This is a genomic window from Streptomyces davaonensis JCM 4913 (assembly GCF_000349325.1).
Lineage (GTDB): Bacteria > Actinomycetota > Actinomycetes > Streptomycetales > Streptomycetaceae > Streptomyces > Streptomyces davaonensis.
This window is the reverse complement of the sequence record NC_020504.1, coordinates 6557701-6576648: the sequence shown is the minus strand read 5'-3', so window position 1 is coordinate 6576648 and position 18948 is coordinate 6557701. Positions and strand designations below refer to the sequence as shown.

Below are 18948 nucleotides of genomic sequence, written 5' to 3'. Positions count from 1 at the left end.
GATGTAGCGACAGGATGGCTTATATACAGCCATGAGGATCTTGATGGCCTATACCATGTAGGTGACATCCGGATCCACCGACAAGAACAGAGAGAACAGACACAAGAGGAAACAGAACGCAAGACGGGGGAATCTTGAGCACTACCGCAAGCAGCCTTTCGCACGAAGAGCCGCACATACGCGAATCCGTCCCGAAAATCCCCGACGAAGCCTTCAAGGACGATCACGTCAAGGCCGCCCTGGCCCAGGCGCAGGCGCTCATCCAGTCCGCGCTGCACGCGCACGACAGCGCCCGCGGGCCGCTCCCCGGCCCGGCCGAACCCCTGCGCACCGAGGACGCCTTCCGCGCCGCGCTCGACCACTGGCGTTCCCAGCCCCGGCGCACCTCCCCGGAACTCTGCTACGTCGATCTCGGCGCCCGCTACTCCTGCCGTTACGGCGGCGCCTGGCCGACCCAGCAGTGGCTCCTGGAGCACGGCGCTCCGGTGCGGGTGCTGACCGTGGCGGCCGACGGCGGCGAGGGCTGCCGTATCGGCTGTCTGGAGAGCAGTGTCCGACGCGGCGCCCAGGTGCGGGTGTCGCTGCATCCGCTGTCCGGCTTCGCCCTGCTGAACCGCACCGCGGCGATCCTGCCCGCGCACCGGGGCACCTCCCGCTCGGTCCTGGTCCGCGAACCGCACACCGTGCACTCCTTACGCGTGCTGTTCGACGCGGTGTTCAGCCGGGCCGCCGACTGGTCCATCGCGATGCGCTTCACCTCCCAGGACGGCGGCGAGGAGGAGGAAACGCTGCTGAAGGTGCTGCACCTGATGGGCACCGGCCGTACGGACGAGGTCGCCGCCCGCGAACTCGACATGTCCGTACGGACGTACCGGCGCCATGTCTCGGAGGTGATGCAGCGCCTCGACGCCTCCTCCCGGTTCCAGGCGGGGCTGCGCGCCGCCGAACTGGGCCTGACCAGCGGGACGCCGCGACAGGACGGGCGCCAGGGGTCACCGCCCCCGCAGCAGCACGGGCAGTGACTCGAAGCCGCGGATGAGGTTGGAGGCTGCCCGGACCGGCTCACCGGCCGGTTCGGGCAGTCGCACCCTGCGGGTCAACTCCTCGAAGAACACGGTGAGTTCGGCCAGCGCGAGGGCCGATCCGAGGCAGTAGTGCTCGCCCGGGGCCAGCGCCACATGCCGGTTCGGGGTGCGCAGCGCGTCGAACCGGTCGGGGTCCGGGAAGACCCCGGGGTCGCGGTTGGCGGCCGGCAGCCACACCGCGACCCGGTCCCCCGCCCGCACCCGTCGCCCGGCCAGTTCGGCGTCCTCGGTGGCGGTGCGCAGCACATGCATGGCCGGGCTGGTGAACCGGAGGATCTCCTGCGCGGTGGTCTCCATCGGATGGTCCGGCCGACTCGCCAGCTCCCACTGGCCCGGATCGCGCATCAGGGCGAGCAGCCCGCCGACGGTGGCGTGCCGGGTCGTCTCGTTGCCGCCGGAGACGAGGCCGTCGCAGTTCAGGTAGATCTCCTCGTCGGTCAGCGGCCGCCCGTCGACGGTGCCCTGGACGAGCGCGGTGACCACGTCGTCCGCGGGCTCCCGCCGTCTGAGCTCGGCGAGTTCGGCGTAGTACACGAGGATGTCGGTGTGCGCGCGGGCCGCCGCCGCGCGGTCCGCGGAGCCCGGCCCGGCGTGGCCGAACGCCGTCATGGTGCGGTCCAGCATGAAGGCCCGGTCGGCGGGCGGCACCCCGAGCAGATCGCAGATCACCGCGACCGGCAGCCTGGCCGCGACGTCCACGAAATCGCACCGTCCGCGCTCCAGCGCCTCCTCGACGATTCCCCGCGCGGTGGCCCGCATGGCGTGCCGCAGCCGGGCCACCGTACGCGGGGTGAAGGCGGCGTTCATGACGTGCCTCAGCTTGGCGTGCCGGGGCGGGTCGGTGACGATGAGCATGCGCCCCGAGGCCGCCTCGGTCGCGCCCGGTGAGTCGTCGAGCCGCATGCCCCGGCCGGAGGCGTACACCTCCGGCCGGCGCAGCACGTCCAGCGCCGCACGGTGGCCGAGCACGGCCCAGAAGGACTCCTTGCCGACGCGCTCGTTGCGGTACACCGGCGACCGGGCGCGCAACCGCGCCCACACGGCCTCCGGTTCGCCGTCCCGGTACAACGCCGGATCGGCCAGGTCGGGCGCCTCGACCAGCTGACCGGTATCAGACATCGGCGGCCCGGACCAGGCTCGCCGGACGCAGGTCGGTCCAGTGCTCCTCGACGTAGTCCAGGCACTCCTGCCGCCCGGCCTCCCCGTGGACGGTCGTCCAGCCGTCGGGGACGGCGGCGAACGCCGGCCACAGGGAGTGCTGGCCCTCGTCGTTGCGCAGGACCAGATAGCGGGCGTCGTTGTCCTCGAAGGGGTTGCTCATGGTGCCGCTCCTCGGGTCGAAGATGGTCGGGGTCACTGGGCCGCGTCCAGCCGGGCCCGCACGACGGGGCCGAGCTGCGCGAGTTCGTCGGGCCGGGTCATCCGGCCGTGCGTGGTGGCGATGTCGTGGGCCTCGATCCGGCCGGTGATGTGCGGCCGCCAGGCGTCCGCGTCGGGCAGTCCCTCGTCCCGGCCGAGCGTGGCGCGGAAGTGCAGCAGGTCGCCGTCGTACGGGGTGGGCCGGTGGGCCCGGGCGGCGTGCGCACTGGCGGGCAGGACGTCCGCGATGGCCGTGAGGTGGTCCTCGGTGAAGTCGGCGAGTCCGGCGGCGCGCAGCAGCGCCGCGGCGCGGGCCGGGTCGAGCGGTCCGTCGGCGGGATCGGGCGGCTCGACGCCGAAGTACTCGGCGAACAGGAAGCGCAGCACCTCGCCGCGGTCGGTCGGCTCGTCGGCGGGCAGCGCCTCGGGCGGATAGGAGTCGAGCATGGCCAGCAGCCCGACCTGGTGCCCGGCCGCCCGCAGCCGGGCCGCGACGGCCTGGGCGAGCTGTCCGCCGAAGGACCAGCCGAGCAGGTGGTACGGGCCGGTGGGCCGGACCTCCAGGATGCGGGCGCAGTAGTCCTCGGCCATCCGGTCGACGCCGTCGTGGACATGGCCGGGTTCGGTCAGTCCGCGCGCCTGGATGCCGTAGACCGGCTGGTCGGGCGGGAGATGGCGGAGCAGTCCGGTGTAGCACCAGCTGAATCCGCCGGCCGGGTGCAGGCAGAACAGCGGGGCGCGGGTGCCGGTGGCGCGCAGCGGCAGCAGGACGGACCAGGCGTCGCGTGCCTCGCCGCCGCCGAGGCGGGTGGCGAGCCCGGCCGGGGTGGGTGCCTCGAACAGAGTGCGCAGGCCGAGTTCCACGCCGAGCACCGAGCGGACCCGGGCGGCGAGCCTGGTGGCCAGCAGGGAGTGGCCGCCGAGCGCGAAGAAGTCGTCCTGGGCGCCCACGAAGGGGAGTTCGAGCACCTCGGCGAACAGCTCGCACAGCACCTGTTCCTCGGGGCCCGACGGAGGCGCGGTCCGCGCCGCGCGCGCGTCGGGTGCGGGCAGGGCACGCCGGTTCACCTTGCCGTTCGGGGTGCGCGGCAGGCGGTCCACGACGACCAGGGCGCCCGGCACCATGGCCGCGGGCAGCCGGTCCGCGGCGTGCCGGCGCAGGGCGACCGGGTCGAGCGGGTCGCCGCCGCGGGCGGGGACGACGTAGCCGACGAGGGCGCGGGCGGCGCCGGGCAGCTCCCGTACGGCCACCGCGGCCTCGGTGACGTCGGGGTGGGCGGCGAGGACGGCCTCGACCTCGCCGGGCTCCACCCGCACCCCGCGCACCTTCACCTGGTCGTCGGCGCGTCCCAGGAAGGCGAGGCTGCCGTCGGGCCGCCACATCACCAGGTCGCCGGTGCGGTACATGCGCGCCCCGGTCGGGCCGAAGGGGTCGGCGACGAACCGTTCGGCGGTGACCGCGGCCCGGCCCAGGTAGCCGCGGCCCACACCGACGCCGCCGTAGTACAGCTCGCCGGGCGTGCCCGGGGGCACCGGGCGCAGGGCGGAGTCGAGGACGTGGGCGCGGGTGTTCCACAGGGGGCGGCCGATGGACTGGTCGTGGACGGTGCAGTGGGCGTACAGGCTCTCGCTGCTGACCTCGGTGCAGCCGCAGAAGTTGATCAGTCGCGCGTCGGGGCAGCAGCGGGCGAGCCGGGCGGGCAGTTCGGGCGGCATGGGCTCGCCGCTGCTGAGCACGAGACGCAGCGAGGCGAGCCGTCCGGCGCCGTCGGCGCTGTCTTCCTCCTCCTTCAGCAGGGCCTGGAGCAGGCTCGGTACGGCGGTCAGGACGCGGGTGCCGCTCTTGCCGACGAGGTCGGCGAGCGCGGCCGGGTCCTTGGCGGTGGCGGCGTCGGCGAGGACGACCCGGCCGCCGTGCACGAGGGTCTGGAGGATCTCCACGGTGCCGTCGATGAAGCTGATCGAACTCTTCGCGCACACCGGGTCGTTGGCGTCGAAGGAGTACAGCTCGGCGAACCAGGCCATCCGGTTGACCAGGCCGCGCTGGGTGCCGACGACGCCCTTGGGGCGGCCGGTGGAGCCGGAGGTGTAGACGACGTTGACGGCGGTGTCGCCGGTGACGGGGGCGTGGGGGCCCGGGCGGTCCTGGAGATCTTGGAGGTCCAGTTCGTCGAGGACGGTCCAGTCGGCGGCGGGGAGTCGGCCGACGGCCGCGCTGTCGGAGAGCAGCAGGGCGGGCCGGGCGTCGGCGAGCATGCCGGTGATGCGTTCGGCCGGGTAGTCCGGGTCCACGGGCAGGTAGGCGGCACCGGTGCGGACAATGGCGAGCAGGGCGACGACCAGCAGCACGGACCGGTCGGCGGCGAGCGCCACGATCCGCTCGGGTCCCGCGCCCCGCTCGATCAGATACCGGGCCAGCCGGGAGGCCCGCGCGTCGAGTTCGGCGTAGGTCAGCTCCTCGTCGCCGAAGACCAGGGCCACCTCGTGCGGGCGGCGGCGGAAGGAGTCGTCGAGGAGTCCGGCGAGCGTGGTGTCGGGCACCGGGCGGCCGGTGTCGTTCCAGTCCGTCAGGACCTGCGTCAGCCGGGCGGGCGGCAGCGGTTCGACGCGGCCCGTGGCCTGGTCGGGGTCGGCGGCGAAGGCGATGAGGACGGCGCACAGCGCGGCCAGGATCTCCTCGGCGCGTTCGTCGTCGATCAGGTCGGCGCGGTGGTCGAGCCGCAGGTGCAGTCGGGCGCCGGGGACGACGGCCAGCATCAGCGGGTAGTGGGTGGCGTCATGGCCGACGATGCCGGTGACGGTCAGCTGCCGGGCGGTGAGGGCGGCGGATCCGGTGGGGTAGTTCTCGAACACGACGACGGTGTCGAAGAGTTCGGCGACCCCGGCCGCCCGCTGGACGTCGGCGAGCGGCAGATGGTGGTGCGCGCTCGTCGCCAGGTGCCGGTCGCGGGCCTGGACGGCCACCGCGGCGAGCGGGTCGGCGGGGGACGTACGCACCCGGGTGGGCACCGTGTTGATGAACAGCCCCACCATGGCGTCGACGCCGGGCAGTTCGGGCGGCCGTCCGGAGACCACGGTTCCGAAGACGACGTCGTCCTGGCCGGTGAGCCGGCCCAGCAGCACCGCCCAGGCCGCCTGGACCAGGTTGTTCAGGGTCAGCCCCCGGGAGCGGGCCAGCTCGGTGAGCGCCCGGGTGAGGTCCTCGTCGAGGTCGGCGGTACGGCGCCGGGGCACCCGCGGAGCCGGCTCGGCGGCGGGCGGGGCGATCCGGGTGGGCTCGTCCACCCCGGCCAGCTCGGCCCGCCAGGCCGCGCGGGCGGCGGCCCCGTCCTGCCGGGCCACCCAGGCCAGATAGTCGCGGTAGGGCGGGGCGGGCGGCAGGGCCAAGGGGTCGCCGTCCGCGTCGTAGAGCGCGAGGAGTTCGCGCACCAGCACGGGCGTGGACCAGCCGTCCAGCAGGATGTGATGGACCGTCAGCATCAGCCGGTGCCGGTCCCGGGCCAGCCGGAGCAGGGCGGCGCGCACCAGCGGGGGCGCCGCGAGGTCGAAGCGGCGGGCCCGGTCGGCGGCGAGGAAGCGGTCGGCGCCGTCCGGGGATCCGCTGAAGTCGACTTCCTCCCACGGCAGTTCGACCGCACGCGGCAGGACCTGAACCGGCCGGTCGAGACCCTCCGTCCAGAACGCCGCGCCCAGCTGGGGATGGCGCACCAGCAGGGCCTCGGCGGACCGGCGCAGCGCGGTGGCGTCGAGCGGACCGGCGAGATCGAGGACGAGCTGGGTGACGTACACGTCGGGCCCGTCCGGGTGGTAGAGGCTGTGGAAGAACAGGCCCTCCTGGAGCGGGGAGAGCGGCAGGACGTCGCTCAGTCCGGACCGTTGGTTCACCGCGGGGACCTCCAAGCTGCTTCGAGTCGGTCGAGCTGGTCCTGGCTGAGGCCGACCAGCGGTACGTCGGACGGGGTGCGCCCGGCGTCGCCCGCGTCGTGCCGGGCGAGCGTGGCCAGCACCGCGAGCCAGGTGTCGGCGAGGGCCGCCACGTCGTCCTCGCCGAGCAGCGCGCCCGGCCAGGTCCACCCGGCGCGCAGCACCGGCCCCTCGGGGCGGTCCTCGGCCACGACGTTCAGGGCCAGGGTGTGCACCGCGGGCAGGTCCGGGTCGGCGCCGCCGCCGAAGGCGCCCGGGGCCGGGTCGATCGCCCAGTCGGCGGCCGGGCCGCCGGAGGGCAGCCTGCCGAGGTAGTTGAAGCCGACGCGCGGCACGGCGAGTCCGGCGAGCCGGGGCGCGGTGCCCGCGTTGAGATGGCGCAGCAGACCGTGGCCGATACGGTCGCCGGGGGCGGACCGCACCTGCTCCTTGATCCGCTTCACGGCGTCGCCGAGGGCCGGTCCGCCGGCGAGCGCCTCGTCCAGGTCGGTGTGGGCGAGGTCGAGCCGGACCGGATGCGCGCTGGTGAACCAGCCGACCGTGCGGGAGACGTCCGCACCGGGGAGGTCGGCGCGGCCGTGCCCCTCCAGCTCGACGAGCAGCGCGTCGGCCGGTGTGCCGCGGTCGCGGCGCCAGCGGGCCACGGCCAACGCGAGCGCGGTGAGCAGGAGTTCGTCGGGACCGCAGTGGAACGCCGGGGCGACCGTCGTGAGCAGCGCCCGGCCGGTGTCCGCGGCGAGGCTGTCGGCGCGGCGCCGGATCGTGCGGGTGACGTCCCGGCCCGGCACCGGGTCCAGGCCCGGCGCGAGCGGCGCGGGTACGGTCGACGTGGCCTGCCAGTGCGGCAGTTCGGCGGTGCGCCGGGTGCTGTCGGCCTCGGCGGCCAGCAGCTGCGACCAGCGCCGGAAGGACGTGACCACGGGCTGTGGACGCGGTTCCCGGCCCTCGGTGAGCGCGCGGCCCGCCTCGGCGATGTCCTCCAGGAGGATGCGCCAGGAGACCCCGTCCACGGCGAGGTGGTGCACGGCGAGGAACAGTCGGCCCGACTCGTCGGGGCCATGGTCGAACCAGACGGCGGCGACGGTACGGCCCTGGGCGGGAGCGAGTTCGGCAACAGTTCGCGCCGACTCCTCCGCAAAGTGCTCAGGCGTTACGCGGTCCACGCGGCGCAGCAGCTCCGCCGCCCGGACCGCGCCGGCCGGCGGAACCACCAGCCTTCCCTCCTCGTCCCGGCGCACGCGCAGCATGTCGTGGTGGTCGAGGAGGGTTTGGAGCACCGCGGCGACCGTGTCCTGTCGTACGCCCGCGGGCGTCCGCAGCAGCATCGACTGGTGGAAGCCGTCGGTGGGACCGCCGAGCTCGTACAGCCACCGCATCACCGGCGTCGGCGTCACTTCTCCGGTGCCGTCGTCCGGCTCCACCGCGGCGCCGGTCTCGGTGGCCACGCGGGCGAGGGCGGCGACCGTGCGGTGCCGGAAGACGTCCCGCGGCGACAGGGCGAGTCCGGCGGCCCGGGCCCGGCTGCTGAGCTGGATGGCGGTGATGCTGTCGCCGCCCAGGTCGAAGAAGTCGTCCTCCACTCCGGCGTCCGGCATGCCGAGCGCCTCGCGCACGATGCCGCACAGCGTCTCCTCCACCGCCCCTAGCGGCGCCCGTCCGCCGATGGCGCCCACCGGTTCGGGGGCGGGCAGCGCGGCCCGGTCCAGCTTGCCGTTGGGCGACAGGGGCAGGCGGTCCAGCGTGACGAAGGCGGCCGGGACCATGTAGTCCGGCAGCGTCCGCGCCACGAAGGCCCGCAGCTCGGCGCCGTCGGGGCCGTCGGTGCCGGGCGCGGGGACGACGTAGCCGACGAGGCGGCTGGTGCGCGGCCCGGTGTGCACGGCGACGGCCGTCCGGGCGACCCCGGGGTGTGCGGCCAGCGCCGTCTCGATCTCGCCGAGTTCGATCCGGTAGCCGCGGATCTTGACCTGTTCGTCCACCCGGCCGACGAACTCCAGCTGACCGTCCGTGCGGCGCCTGGCGAGGTCCCCGGTGCGGTACATCCGGCTGCCCGGCGCGCCCCAGGGGTCGGCCACGAAGCGTTCGGCGGTGGCGGTGGGCCGGCTCCGGTAGCCGCGGGCCAGGCCCGCGCCGGCGATGTACACCTCGGCCGGCACACCGGGCGGCACCGGCCGCAGCCGCTCGTCGAGCAGATGAACGCGCACGCCCCGGATCGGGGTGCCGATGGGCGGGGTGCCGCCCGCGGTGAGCGGCTCGGTGACGGTCGCCGAGACGGTGGTCTCGGTCGGGCCGTAGGAGTTGAGCATCCGGCAGCGCGGCGCCCAGTGCGCCATCAGCGCGGGCGGGCAGGCCTCACCGACGACGAACAGCGTGGTGTCCGGCAGCAGCGCGTCGTCGGGGAGGATCGCCAGCACGGACGGCGGGATGGCCAGATGGGTCACCTTCTGCGAGGTCACCAGCGGTACCAGGTCCTCGGCGGCGTTCCACGCGCCCGTGGGGTGCATGACCACACAGCCGCCGGCCAGCAGGGTGGCGCCGATCTCCCAGAACGCCCCGTCGAAGCTGGGCGAGGCGAACTGGAGCACCCGGCTCCCGGGACCGACTCCACCCAGCTCCTCCTGGGAGGCGGCGACCAGGTTGGCGACCCCGCGGTGCGGCACCTCCACGCCCTTGGGGCGGCCCGTGGAGCCGGAGGTGTAGACGACGTAGGCGACATGCCCGGGGCGCAGGGGTGCCCGGCGCTCGGAGTCGGCCACGTCGTGCGGGGACACGGCGCCGAGGGCGTCGCGGGTGTCCGGGGCGTCGAGGTCGAGGACGGGCACCCCGGCTTCGGGCGTCGGGCCGACGAGGAGCACCGGCCGGGCGTCGTCGAGCATGTGGGCGATGCGTCCGGCCGGATAGTCCGGGTCGAGCGGCAGGTACGCGGCGCCCGACTTCAGGACCGCCAGCATCGCCTCGGCGAGCCGGGGCCCACGCGGCAGCCGTACCGCGACCACCGTGTCCGGACCGGCCCCGTGCTCGATCAGTACCCGGGCCAGCCGGTTGGCGGCCTCGTTCAGCTCCCGGTACGTGCGCTGTTCGCGCCCGGCCGTGACGGCGACGGCGTGCGGCGCCTCCCGGACCCGTTCCTCGAACAGCGCGGGCGCCGTGACCGCGGCGGCGGCCTCCGGTCGGCCGGCGGTGCCCAGTGCCGTGGACTCCTCGTCGGTGAGGATCTCCAGCTCGCCGAAGGGCAGGTCGGGCCGGGCCACCGCCTGGCCCAGCAGTCGCAGCAGCCGGGCCGCGAACGCGTCGACGGTCGCCGCGTCGAACAGGTCGGTGCTGTACTCGACGCTGCCCCGGACCCCCTCGGCCCCCAGGTCACCCACCACCCGCTCGCTCAGCCCGACCGTGAGGTCGAAGCGCGCGGCCCGGGTGCCGACCGGGCGCGGGCGCACCCTGAGCCCTGGCAGCTCGACGGCGGTGTCGGCGTTGTTGTCCAGCGCCAGCATCACCTGGAACAGCGGGTTGTACGCCATGGACCGCTCGGCGCCGACCGCGTCCACCAACTGCTCGAAGGGCAGGTCCTGATGGGCGTACGCCTCCAGATCAGCGGCCCGCACCCGGGCCAGCAGCTCACGGAAGGAAGGATCACCCGAGACATCCGTACGCAGCACCAGCGTGTTCACGAAGAACCCGACCAGCTCCTCCAGACTGTCGTCCGTACGCCCCGCCACCGGCGAGCCGAGCGGGATGTCCTCCCCCGCCCCCAACCGGGACAACAGCGCGGCCAGACCGGCCTGCACCACCATGAACAGCGTCGTCCCCGTCTCCCGCGCCAGTTCCAACAGGGCCCGGTGCAGCTCGGGTTCGATGAAGAAGTGGCGCATGTCGCCGCGGTAACTGGGCTCGGCGGGCCGAGGTCGGTCCGTGGGCAGCGCGAGCTGTTCCGGGATTCCGTTCAAGGCGCCTTGCCAATAGGCGAGTTGTTCCCGGGCGAGGGTGCCGGGCTGGTCCTCGTCGCCGAGCAGTTCCTGCTGCCAGAGCGCGTAGTCGGTGTACGTCACCGGCAGCGGGGCCCACTCCGGAACCTCACCGCGCTGCCGTGCCGCGTACGCCTCGGTCAGGTCCCGCAGCAACGGCCGCAGCGACCAGCCGTCCCCGGCGATGTGATGCACCAGCAGCAGCACCGTCCACCGCTCCGGACCGGACCGGAACACCTCCACCCGCAACGGCAGTTCGGCACCGAGATCGAAGGGATACGTCACCGCCTCCGCGAGCGCGGACGGCAGCCCGTCCGCCGCGACCTCGTGAGTCCGTACGGCGACCAGGTCCGGCGCCGGCTCGTGGATGACCTGCTGGGGAACGCCCTCGCGCTCCCCGATCACGGTCCGCAGGGGTTCGTGCCGGGCGACGACGTCATTGACCGCCCCCTCCAACACCCCGACATCCAACCGCCCTTCCACCTCCAGAGCCAGCGGAATGTTGTACGTCGCACTCGGACCCTCCAGCCGGTGCAGGAACCACAACCGGCGCTGAGCGAACGACAACGGCACCACCACAGGCCGCTCCCGCCGCACCACACCCGGCCGCGACCGACCCTCCACACCCCGCACACGCTCCGCAAGACCCGCAGGCGTCGGAGCATCGAAGAGCGCCTGGATCGGCAACTCCACCCCGAACAACGACCGCAACCGGCCCACCACCCGCGTCGCCAGCAGCGAATGCCCACCCAGCTCGAAGAAGTGCGCGTCCGCCCCCACCCGCGAAAGACCCAGCACCTCCGCGAACACCCGGCAGACCATCTCCTCCTCCGGCGACCCCGCCACCCGACCACCACCGTCAGCACCCCGAACCGCATCCGAAGGCACCGGCAACGCCCGCCGGTCCACCTTCCCGTTCGGCGTCAACGGCAACGCCTCCATCACCACGAACACCCCCGGCACCATGAACCCGGGCAGGAGCTGGGCGAGGCGGGCCCGCAGCCGGTCCACGACGGGCGGGTTCGTGAGGTCGGCGGGGACGACATGGGCGGCGAGGCGACGGCCGACGGTGGCGTCGTCGAGGACGGTGACCACGGCGTGCGCCACGCTCGGGTCGTCGAGCAACGCGGCCTGGATCTCGCCGAGTTCGATGCGGTGGCCGCGGATCTTCACCTGGTCGTCGGCGCGGCCCACGAAGACGATCTGCCCGTCGGCGGTCCAGCGCACCAGGTCGCCGGTGCGGTACATGCGCTCGCCGGGCGCCCCGAACGGGCATGCCACGAACCGGCCTGCCGTCAGGCCCGGTTGGCCGACGTATCCGCGGGCCACTCCCTCGCCCGCGATGTAGAGCTCGCCCACGACATGGGGCGGCACGGGCCGCAGCCGATCGTCGAGCACGAAGCAGCGGTCGCCGTCCAGGGCGCGGCCGATCGGCACGGTCTCGCCCCGGACCGACTCCGGCCCCGCCAGTGGGTGGCAGACCGCGAACGTCGTCGTCTCGGTGGGTCCGTAGACGTGGACGACGATGGTGCCGGGGCAACGTTCGAGGGCCCGTCGGACCGCGCCCGGGGAGACGAACTCGCCGCCGGTCCACACCTCCCGCACCCCGGACAGACAGTCGGGGTGGTCCTCGACGAGATGGTTGAACAGGGCCGTGGTGAGGAACACCGCGGTGACACCGTGCCGTTGGACGGTGTCGGCGAGCGCGGCGGAGTCCAGCCGGCCCGCGGGGGCCAGCACCGCCTCCCCGCCGTGCAGGAGCGGCACCCACATCTCGTACGTCGAGGCGTCGAAGGCGTACGGCGAGTGCACCAGGACCCGGCCGTGCGCACCGGAACGCCAGTGCCGGTCGTCGGCCAGCGCCAGGATGTTGGCGTGGGTCACGGCGATGCCCTTGGGGGCACCGGTCGAGCCCGAGGTGTACATGACGTAGGCGAGATCGTCGGGGTGGCCCGCGAAGAGCGAATCGTCGCCCGTGCCGTCGGCGTGCTCCGCGCCGTCCACGCGCAGCACCGGCACGCCCAGGGCCTCGGCCGGATCCCGGTCGGTGACCAGGGCCGCCGCGCCCGTCTCGGCCAGGACGTGCCGCATGCGGGGCGCGGGGTCGGCCGGGTTCAGCGGGACATAAGCGGCTCCGGTGCGCAGGACGGCCAGCGTGGTGACGACCAGCGCCGCCGAGCGCTCCTGGAGGACGGCGACCCGGCTGCCGGGGCCGATGCCGAGGGCGCGCAGCCGTCCCGCGAGGCGGCGCTGCCGCTCGTCCAGCTCGCGGTAGGTGACGGTGCCGCCGTCAGCCTGGCGCAGTGCGACCGCGTCCGGGGTGCGGGCGGCCTGTTCGGCGAAGCGTTCCTGGACCGTGCGGGGCGTGCGCTGCGCGGCGGCGGGCAGCGCGGGCGCGTTCCACTCCCCCGTCAGCGTCGCCGTCTCACCCGGCCGGAGGACGTCCAGGCCGGACACGGCGACGGAAGGATCGGCCACGGCCTCGCCGAGCAGTCCCACCAGTCGGGCCATCAGCGCGGCGGCGGTGTCCGCCTCGAACAGGTCGGTGGCGTACTCCAAGGAGCCCTCGACACCCCCGCCGTCGACCTCGCTGAGGCTGAGCGTCAGATCGACACGGGCGACCTCGGCCCGCACCACCCGGGTGCGCACACCGAGTCCGGGCACGGCGACGGCGGCGGACGGGTTGTTGTCCAGCGACAGCATCACCTGGAAGAGGGGCTGCCGGGACAGTGACCGCTCCGGGTTGAGCGCCTCCACCAACTGCTCGAAGGGCAGGTCCTGATGGGCGTACGCCTCCAGATCAGCGGCCCGCACCCGGGCCAGCAGCTCACGGAAGGAAGGATCACCCGAGACATCCGTACGCAGCACCAGCGTGTTCACGAAGAACCCGACCAGCTCCTCCAGACTGTCGTCCGTACGCCCCGCCACCGGCGAGCCCAGCGGGATGTCCTCCCCCGCCCCCAACCGGGACAACAGCGCGGCCAGACCGGCCTGCACCACCATGAACAGCGTCGTCCCCGTCTCCCGCGCCAGGCTCAACAGCCCCTGGTGCAGCGCCGGTTCGACGCGGAAGGTGTGCACGGCACCGCGATGGCTGCTGACCGCCGGGCGCGGCCGGTCGGAGGGCAGCTCCAGCGCGTCGGGCAGACCGGCGAGGGCCGTGCGCCAGTACGTCAGGTCCTCGTGCTCCGCGTCCTCCGCGTCCTCCCCGAACTGCTCGCGCTGCCACAGGGCGTAGTCGGTGTACGTCACCGGCAGCGGCGCCCACTCGGGGGCCGCCCCGCGCTGCCGCGCCGCGTACGCCTCGGTCAGGTCGCGCAGCAGCGGCCGTACGGACGCGCCGTCCCCGGCGATGTGGTGCATGAGGAGCAGCACGGCCCACCGGTCGGCCGCCGTGCGGAACACGCTGACGCACAGGGGGAGTTCACTGCCGAGCTCGAAGGTGTGGGCCACCGCGTCGCGCAGCGCCGACTCCAGCTCACCGGGAGCCACGTCGGCGCGGTCCACGGTCACCAGGTCCGGCGCCGGTTCCCGGATGACCTGCTCCGGATCGCCCTCGCGCTCCCTGATCACGGTCCGCAGGGGTTCGTGCCGGGCGACGACGTCATTGACCGCCGCCTCCAGCACCGCGACGTCGAGCGGCCCGTCCACCTCCAGGACGAACGGGATGTTGTACGTCGCGCTCGGCCCCTCCAGCCGGTGCAGGAACCACAACCGGCGCTGAGCGAACGACAGCGGCACGGCGGACGGCCGCTCCCGCCGGACCAGACCCGAGGGAGCGGGCGGGGCGAGGCGGACCGCGAGGCCCGCGGGGGTGGGCGCGTCGAAGAGATCGGCGACCGACAGCTCGGCGCCGACCGTCGCACGGATCTTCACCAGCAGGCGGGTGGCGAGCAGGGAGTGACCGCCCAGGTCGAAGAAGTTGTCGTCCGGGCCCACCTCGTCGACGCCCAGGACCTCGGCGAACAGCCGGCCGAGGAGTTCCTCGTGCTCGGTGAGCGGCCGGTGGGCGTCCTCGGAGGCGGGCGCCGCCCGGAAGTCGGGGGCGGGGAGCGCGGCGCGGTCCGTCTTGCCGTTGGGGGTGAGCGGGAGCGCGTCCAGCAGGACGAAGGCGCCGGGCACCATGTACTCCGGCAACCGTGCGGCGGCGTAGGCGCGCAGTGCCTCGGCGTCGACGCGGGCGCCGGGTCCCGCCACGACGTGGGCGACGAGGAGTTCGCCGTGGACGGTGACCGCGTTCTGGGCGACGTCCGGGTGGCGGCGCAGGACGGTCTCCACCTCGCCGAGCTCCACCCGGTGTCCGCGGACCTTGACCTGGTCGTCGGCGCGGCCGACGAAGAGGAGCTGTCCGTCGTCCGTCCGGCGCACCAGGTCCCCGGTGCGGTACATGCGCTCGCCGGGCGCCCCGAACGGGCATGCCACGAAACGGGTGGCGGTCAGTCCGGGGCGGCGCAGATAGCCGCGGGCGAGGGAGTGTCCGGCGATGTACAGCTCTCCGGTGCCGCCGGGGGCGACCGGGCGCAGGGCGTCGTCGAGTACGTGGACGCGGGTGCCCTGGACACCGGTGCCGAGCGGGGCGGGGCCGCCGTCGGTGGTCAGCGGGGCGCTGGTGGTGGCGCAGACCGTCGTCTCGGTCGGGCCGTAGGCGTTGACCATGGTCCGGCCGGGCGCCCAGGTGCCCACCAGTTGCTCGGTCACCGCTTCTCCGGCGACGACGAGCGTGGTCACGGAGGGCAGGTCGAGGCCCGTCATCGCGGACAGGGCGGAGGGCGGCACGGTGAGATGGGTGACCTGGTGCCGGGCGAGGGTCGCGGCGAGCGCGGGCCCCGGGGTCAGCTTGTCGGCCGGTTCCACCACCAGCGCGGCCCCGCTGAACAGGCCCATCGCGGTTTCCCAGAACGCCGCGTCGAAGCTGGGCGAGGCGAACTGAAGGACACGGGCGCCGGGCCCGGCGGCGAGCCGGGTGCGCTGGGTGTGCACGAGGTCGGCGATCCCGGCGTGGGTGACGACGACACCCTTGGGGCGGCCGGTGGAGCCCGAGGTGTAGATGACGTAGGCCGGGTGGGCGGGGTCGGCCGAGACGGACCCGGGCGAGGCCGAAGCGGGTGCGCTGTCGTTGTCGCGGAGCGTCATCCGGGGCAGTCCGGCCAGTTCCACGGCCGACAGGTCGACGGACGGGTCGGTCAGCAGGAGTGCGGGGCGGGCGTCGGCGAGCATGAACTCGACGCGGTCCGGCGGGTAGTCGGGGTCCACGGGCAGGAACGCGGCCCCCGCCTTCCACACCGCGAGCACGGCCGTCATCAGGGTCCGCCCGCGCGGCAGGGCGAGCGCGACGAGGCTCTCCGGACCGATCCCACGCTCGGTCAGGCGTCGGGCGAGCGTCTCCGCACGGGTGTCCAACTCGCCGTAGGACATGGGAAGTTCGCCGTCGGTGAGCAGTGCGGGAGCATGCGGGTCGGCGGCGACACGGGCGGCGAAGAGACCGGCGGCGGTCCCGACCACCGGCCGGGCGGTCACGACGGTCCGCGGACCACTGAGGTCGGCCATGGACGTCTCCGGCCCGGCCTCGGCCAGCCGCCCGAGCAGCGCCACGACGGACTCGCCGTGCCGGGCCACGGTCTCGGGCGAGTACACGGCGGCGTTGGCCCACAGGTTGAGCTGGAGCTCCCCGGTGGCCGACTCCTGGATCATGAACTCCAGGTCGTCGACCGGCCCGATGGCGATCCACTGCCGTACGGCGGGCAGCCCGCCGAACGTCGGCTCGGCGGAGAAGGCCAGCACATTGACGATCGGCCCGTACAGCTTGGGCGCGTCGGCCGGGGTGCGCAGCTCGCGGCGGAGCCGTTCGTAGGGGTAGCGCTGGTGGGCGAGGGCCTCGTCGACCCGCTCGGCGACCTGGGCGGTGAAGGCGGCGAGCGTGGCGTCCGGGTCGTGGTCGAGCAGCAGGGGCTGCATCGTGGCGAGCATGCCCGGCACCTCGCGGGCGGCCGGTGCGGTACGCCCGGTGACGGGCAGCGTCAACAGCAGGTCCCGCCGTCCGGTCTCGGCGTGCACATGGGCGGCGACGGCGGCCACGGCGGTACGCGTCCAGCGCTGCCCCAGCCGTTCGGCCAGGGCGTGCAGGCCCCGGACGACGGAGGCGTCGGCTCCGGTGCGGTGCAGGATGTACTCCGGTCCGGCGGGCGCGCCGCGGCCGCCGAGGAGCACCGGGGCGGGCGGCTCGGCGAGCCGTCGGTGCCAGTGGGCGCGGTCGCGGGCGCAGTCGTCGGAGCCGAGGTAGGCGGTGTACTCGTCGAGCAGGTCGGCGAGGGGCCGCAGCGGGGTGCCCGCGCTGTCGGCGCCGGCGAGCAGCGCGTCGTACAGCTCGGCGGTGCGCCGGGTGAGCAGCCAGACGCCGTAGCCGTCGAGCACGAGGTGGTGGTAGCGCTGGTACCACAGGTGCCGGTCGGGGCCGATCCGGAACAGCGCCTGGGCGTGCGTGGGCCCGGTCGCCAGGTCGACGGGGCGGGCCAGTTCCGCCCGCATCCATGCCTCGGCCTCGGCCCGCGGATCGTCGCGGTCCGTCAGGTCGACCACCGGGAAGGGGAACGGCTCGGGCGGGTAGGGGACCTGCACGGGCCCGGTGGTGTCGGCCGCGAACCGCATCCGCAGCGCGTCGGTCTCGGCGACCGCCGACCGGAGCGCCGCCTCCAGCAGGTCTGCCCGCAGCGGGCCGGTGATCTCCAGGTAGGAGGCCTGGTTGTACGTCGACTTCAGCCGGTCGAGTTCATGGCCGTAGTAGGCGCCGAGCTGCGGGCCGGTCAGCGGGTGGCGTGGTGCGGGGGTCTCAGACATGGTCGGTGCTCCGCTCACGGCTCGTTCGGGCGGACGGGTCGGCGGGTTCGGGGGTGGCGCCTTCGGGGACCGCGACGAGGAGGGTCTTCTGTCCGGTCAGGCGGGTCACGGAGGTGAGCCGCAGGCCCGCCTTGCCGAACAGGGCCTCGAACTCGCCGGGGGTGCGCTCGCGGCCGGGCAGCACGGAGAGCATGTAGAGCGTCATCAGCGCGGTCATCCGGGCGTCGGCGTCGGTGCCCGGCCGGTCGTCGGCGGCGAGTTCGACGACGACGAGGCGGGCGTGCGCGGGCATGGCGCGGCGGCAGGCGGCGAGCACGGTGACGCACTGCTCGTCGTCCCAGTCGTGCAGGATCTCGCGCAGCAGATAGACGTCCCCGCCGTCCGGTACGGCGGTGAAGAAGTCCCCGGCACGGGTCTCGGCACGGTCGGCGAGCCCGGCGGCGGTGAACCGGGCGCGGGCCGCGGCGGCCGCGGCGGGCCGGTCGAGCAGCACCCCGCGCAACTCCGGGTGGGCCGCGAGCAGTTCGCACAGGAGGGCGCCGTCGCCGCCGCCGACGTCGACGAGGGTGCCGGCCGTGGAGAAGTCGTGGGCGCGCAGGATGGCGGCGCTCTCCAGTTCGACGTCCCGGGCCTGCGTGGCGTCGAACAGGTCCCGCAGGTCCGGGCGTTGGTCGAGGACGGCGAAGAAGTCGGCGCCGAACTCCTGGTCGAAGGCGGGCGTCCCGGTGCGCACGGTGTCCGGGATGCCCTGCCAGGCGCGGGCGGTGAGGGCCTGGGCCATCAGGGCGCTGGGCAGGGCACTGCCGGGGGCGCTCGTGGTGAGGGCGGTGCCGAGCCGGGCGAGGGCGAACCGGCCGTCCGGCAGCGCCTCGAAGACCTCGAAGGCGGTCAGCGCGGTCAGCGCCTGGTGCAGGGCCGCCTCGTGGGCGCCGGTGTCCCGGGCGAGCCGGGCGGCGGTGCGCGGACCGTCCGCCAGGGCGTCGGGGATACCCAGTTCGGCCACCGCGCACAGGGCGCGCGAGACCAGCGGGGCGTACAGCAGCGCGCGTACGGCGACGGCGGCGTCGGCTTCCTCGGGGCGCATCAGGACTCCCTCCGCCGGACGTGGCGGCGCTCGGCCGCGGCGTACAGGCCGAGCATCAGCGGCTCGCGGATCCGGCCCTCGGCGAACTGCGCGCCGAAGCGTTCGCGGTAGGCGGCGAACCAGTGCGGGAGTTCGTGCAGGAAGAGGATGTCGTGCGAGGCCATGTGCCGGACGGCGAGCAGCGGCAGCGGGGAGCGGGAGACCCGGAACCCGTCGTTGCGCACCGAGCGTTCGTCGCAGGCGGGGTGGAACTGGCCGATCATGGCGCCGCCCGCCACGGCGGCGTTCTTCAGCCGGGCGTGCACCTCGTCGAGGGCCGCGTACCCGTCCTCGGCGAGGTCGGGCAGCACCACGACAAGGCTGTCCAGGGAATCCTCGGCGGGCCGGCGGACGAACCGGTCGAGTTCCTCCTCCAGCAGGGCGTGCAGTTCGTCGGGGTCCTTGCCGGAGACCTCGTAGTGGAAGGCGGCACGCAGCGCGTCGGCCTGGAGCGCGGCCGGCACGAACGGGCAGACGGCTCCCTTGCGGCGCAGCTGCGGATGCGGCTGACTGATGTAGTCGACGAGCCAGGAGTCGAGTACGGCGATGTCCTCGCGCAGCCGGTGCTCGTATCCGCTCGGCGGGGACACGGTGGTGTCGCCGCTGAACCCGGCGAGCGACGGCTGTGTGCCCGGTTCGGCACCCGTGGTCATGTCTTTCC

General features: G+C 74.2%; 7 protein-coding genes. 1 reads left to right on the top strand and 6 read right to left on the bottom strand.

Going from position 1 to position 18948, the window contains the following annotated elements:
* Positions 1 to 134: 134 nt before the first annotated feature.
* Entirely contained in the window at positions 135 to 1022 is an 888-nt protein-coding gene (locus BN159_RS42960) for a helix-turn-helix transcriptional regulator (protein WP_015660591.1), read from the top strand.
* Here BN159_RS42960 and BN159_RS29095 read toward each other — a convergent pair.
* From BN159_RS29095 to BN159_RS29070, 6 genes are read right to left on the bottom strand one after another with little or no spacing between them, the layout of a single operon-like run.
* A complete protein-coding gene (locus tag BN159_RS29095) occupies positions 993 to 2204 on the bottom strand; it encodes a cytochrome P450 (protein ID WP_015660590.1) in 1212 nt (403 codons plus the stop codon). The genes BN159_RS42960 and BN159_RS29095 overlap by 30 nt on opposite strands.
* Positions 2197 to 2406 (bottom strand): MbtH family protein, encoded by a 210-nt coding sequence (locus BN159_RS29090; protein ID WP_015660589.1) that lies wholly within the window; start codon positions 2404 to 2406, stop codon positions 2197 to 2199. Before BN159_RS29090 ends, BN159_RS29095 begins: the two co-directional genes overlap by 8 nt.
* A gap of 32 nt (positions 2407 to 2438) precedes the next feature.
* A complete protein-coding gene (locus BN159_RS29085) occupies positions 2439 to 6329 on the bottom strand; it encodes an amino acid adenylation domain-containing protein (RefSeq protein ID WP_015660588.1) in 3891 nt (1296 codons plus the stop codon).
* On the bottom strand, positions 6326 to 17164 hold the full coding sequence (locus BN159_RS29080; protein ID WP_015660587.1) for a non-ribosomal peptide synthetase: 10839 nt from the start codon (positions 17162 to 17164) through the stop codon (positions 6326 to 6328). The genes BN159_RS29085 and BN159_RS29080 overlap by 4 nt, the downstream gene beginning before the upstream one ends.
* Positions 17157 to 18248: a methyltransferase gene (locus BN159_RS29075; RefSeq protein WP_015660586.1), complete on the bottom strand. Its 1092-nt coding sequence runs from the start codon at positions 18246 to 18248 to the stop codon at positions 17157 to 17159. The genes BN159_RS29080 and BN159_RS29075 overlap by 8 nt, the downstream gene beginning before the upstream one ends.
* Entirely contained in the window at positions 18248 to 18940 is a 693-nt protein-coding gene (locus BN159_RS29070; protein ID WP_015660585.1) for a DUF6875 domain-containing protein, read from the bottom strand. The genes BN159_RS29075 and BN159_RS29070 overlap by 1 nt, the downstream gene beginning before the upstream one ends.
* Positions 18941 to 18948: the final 8 nt, after the last annotated feature.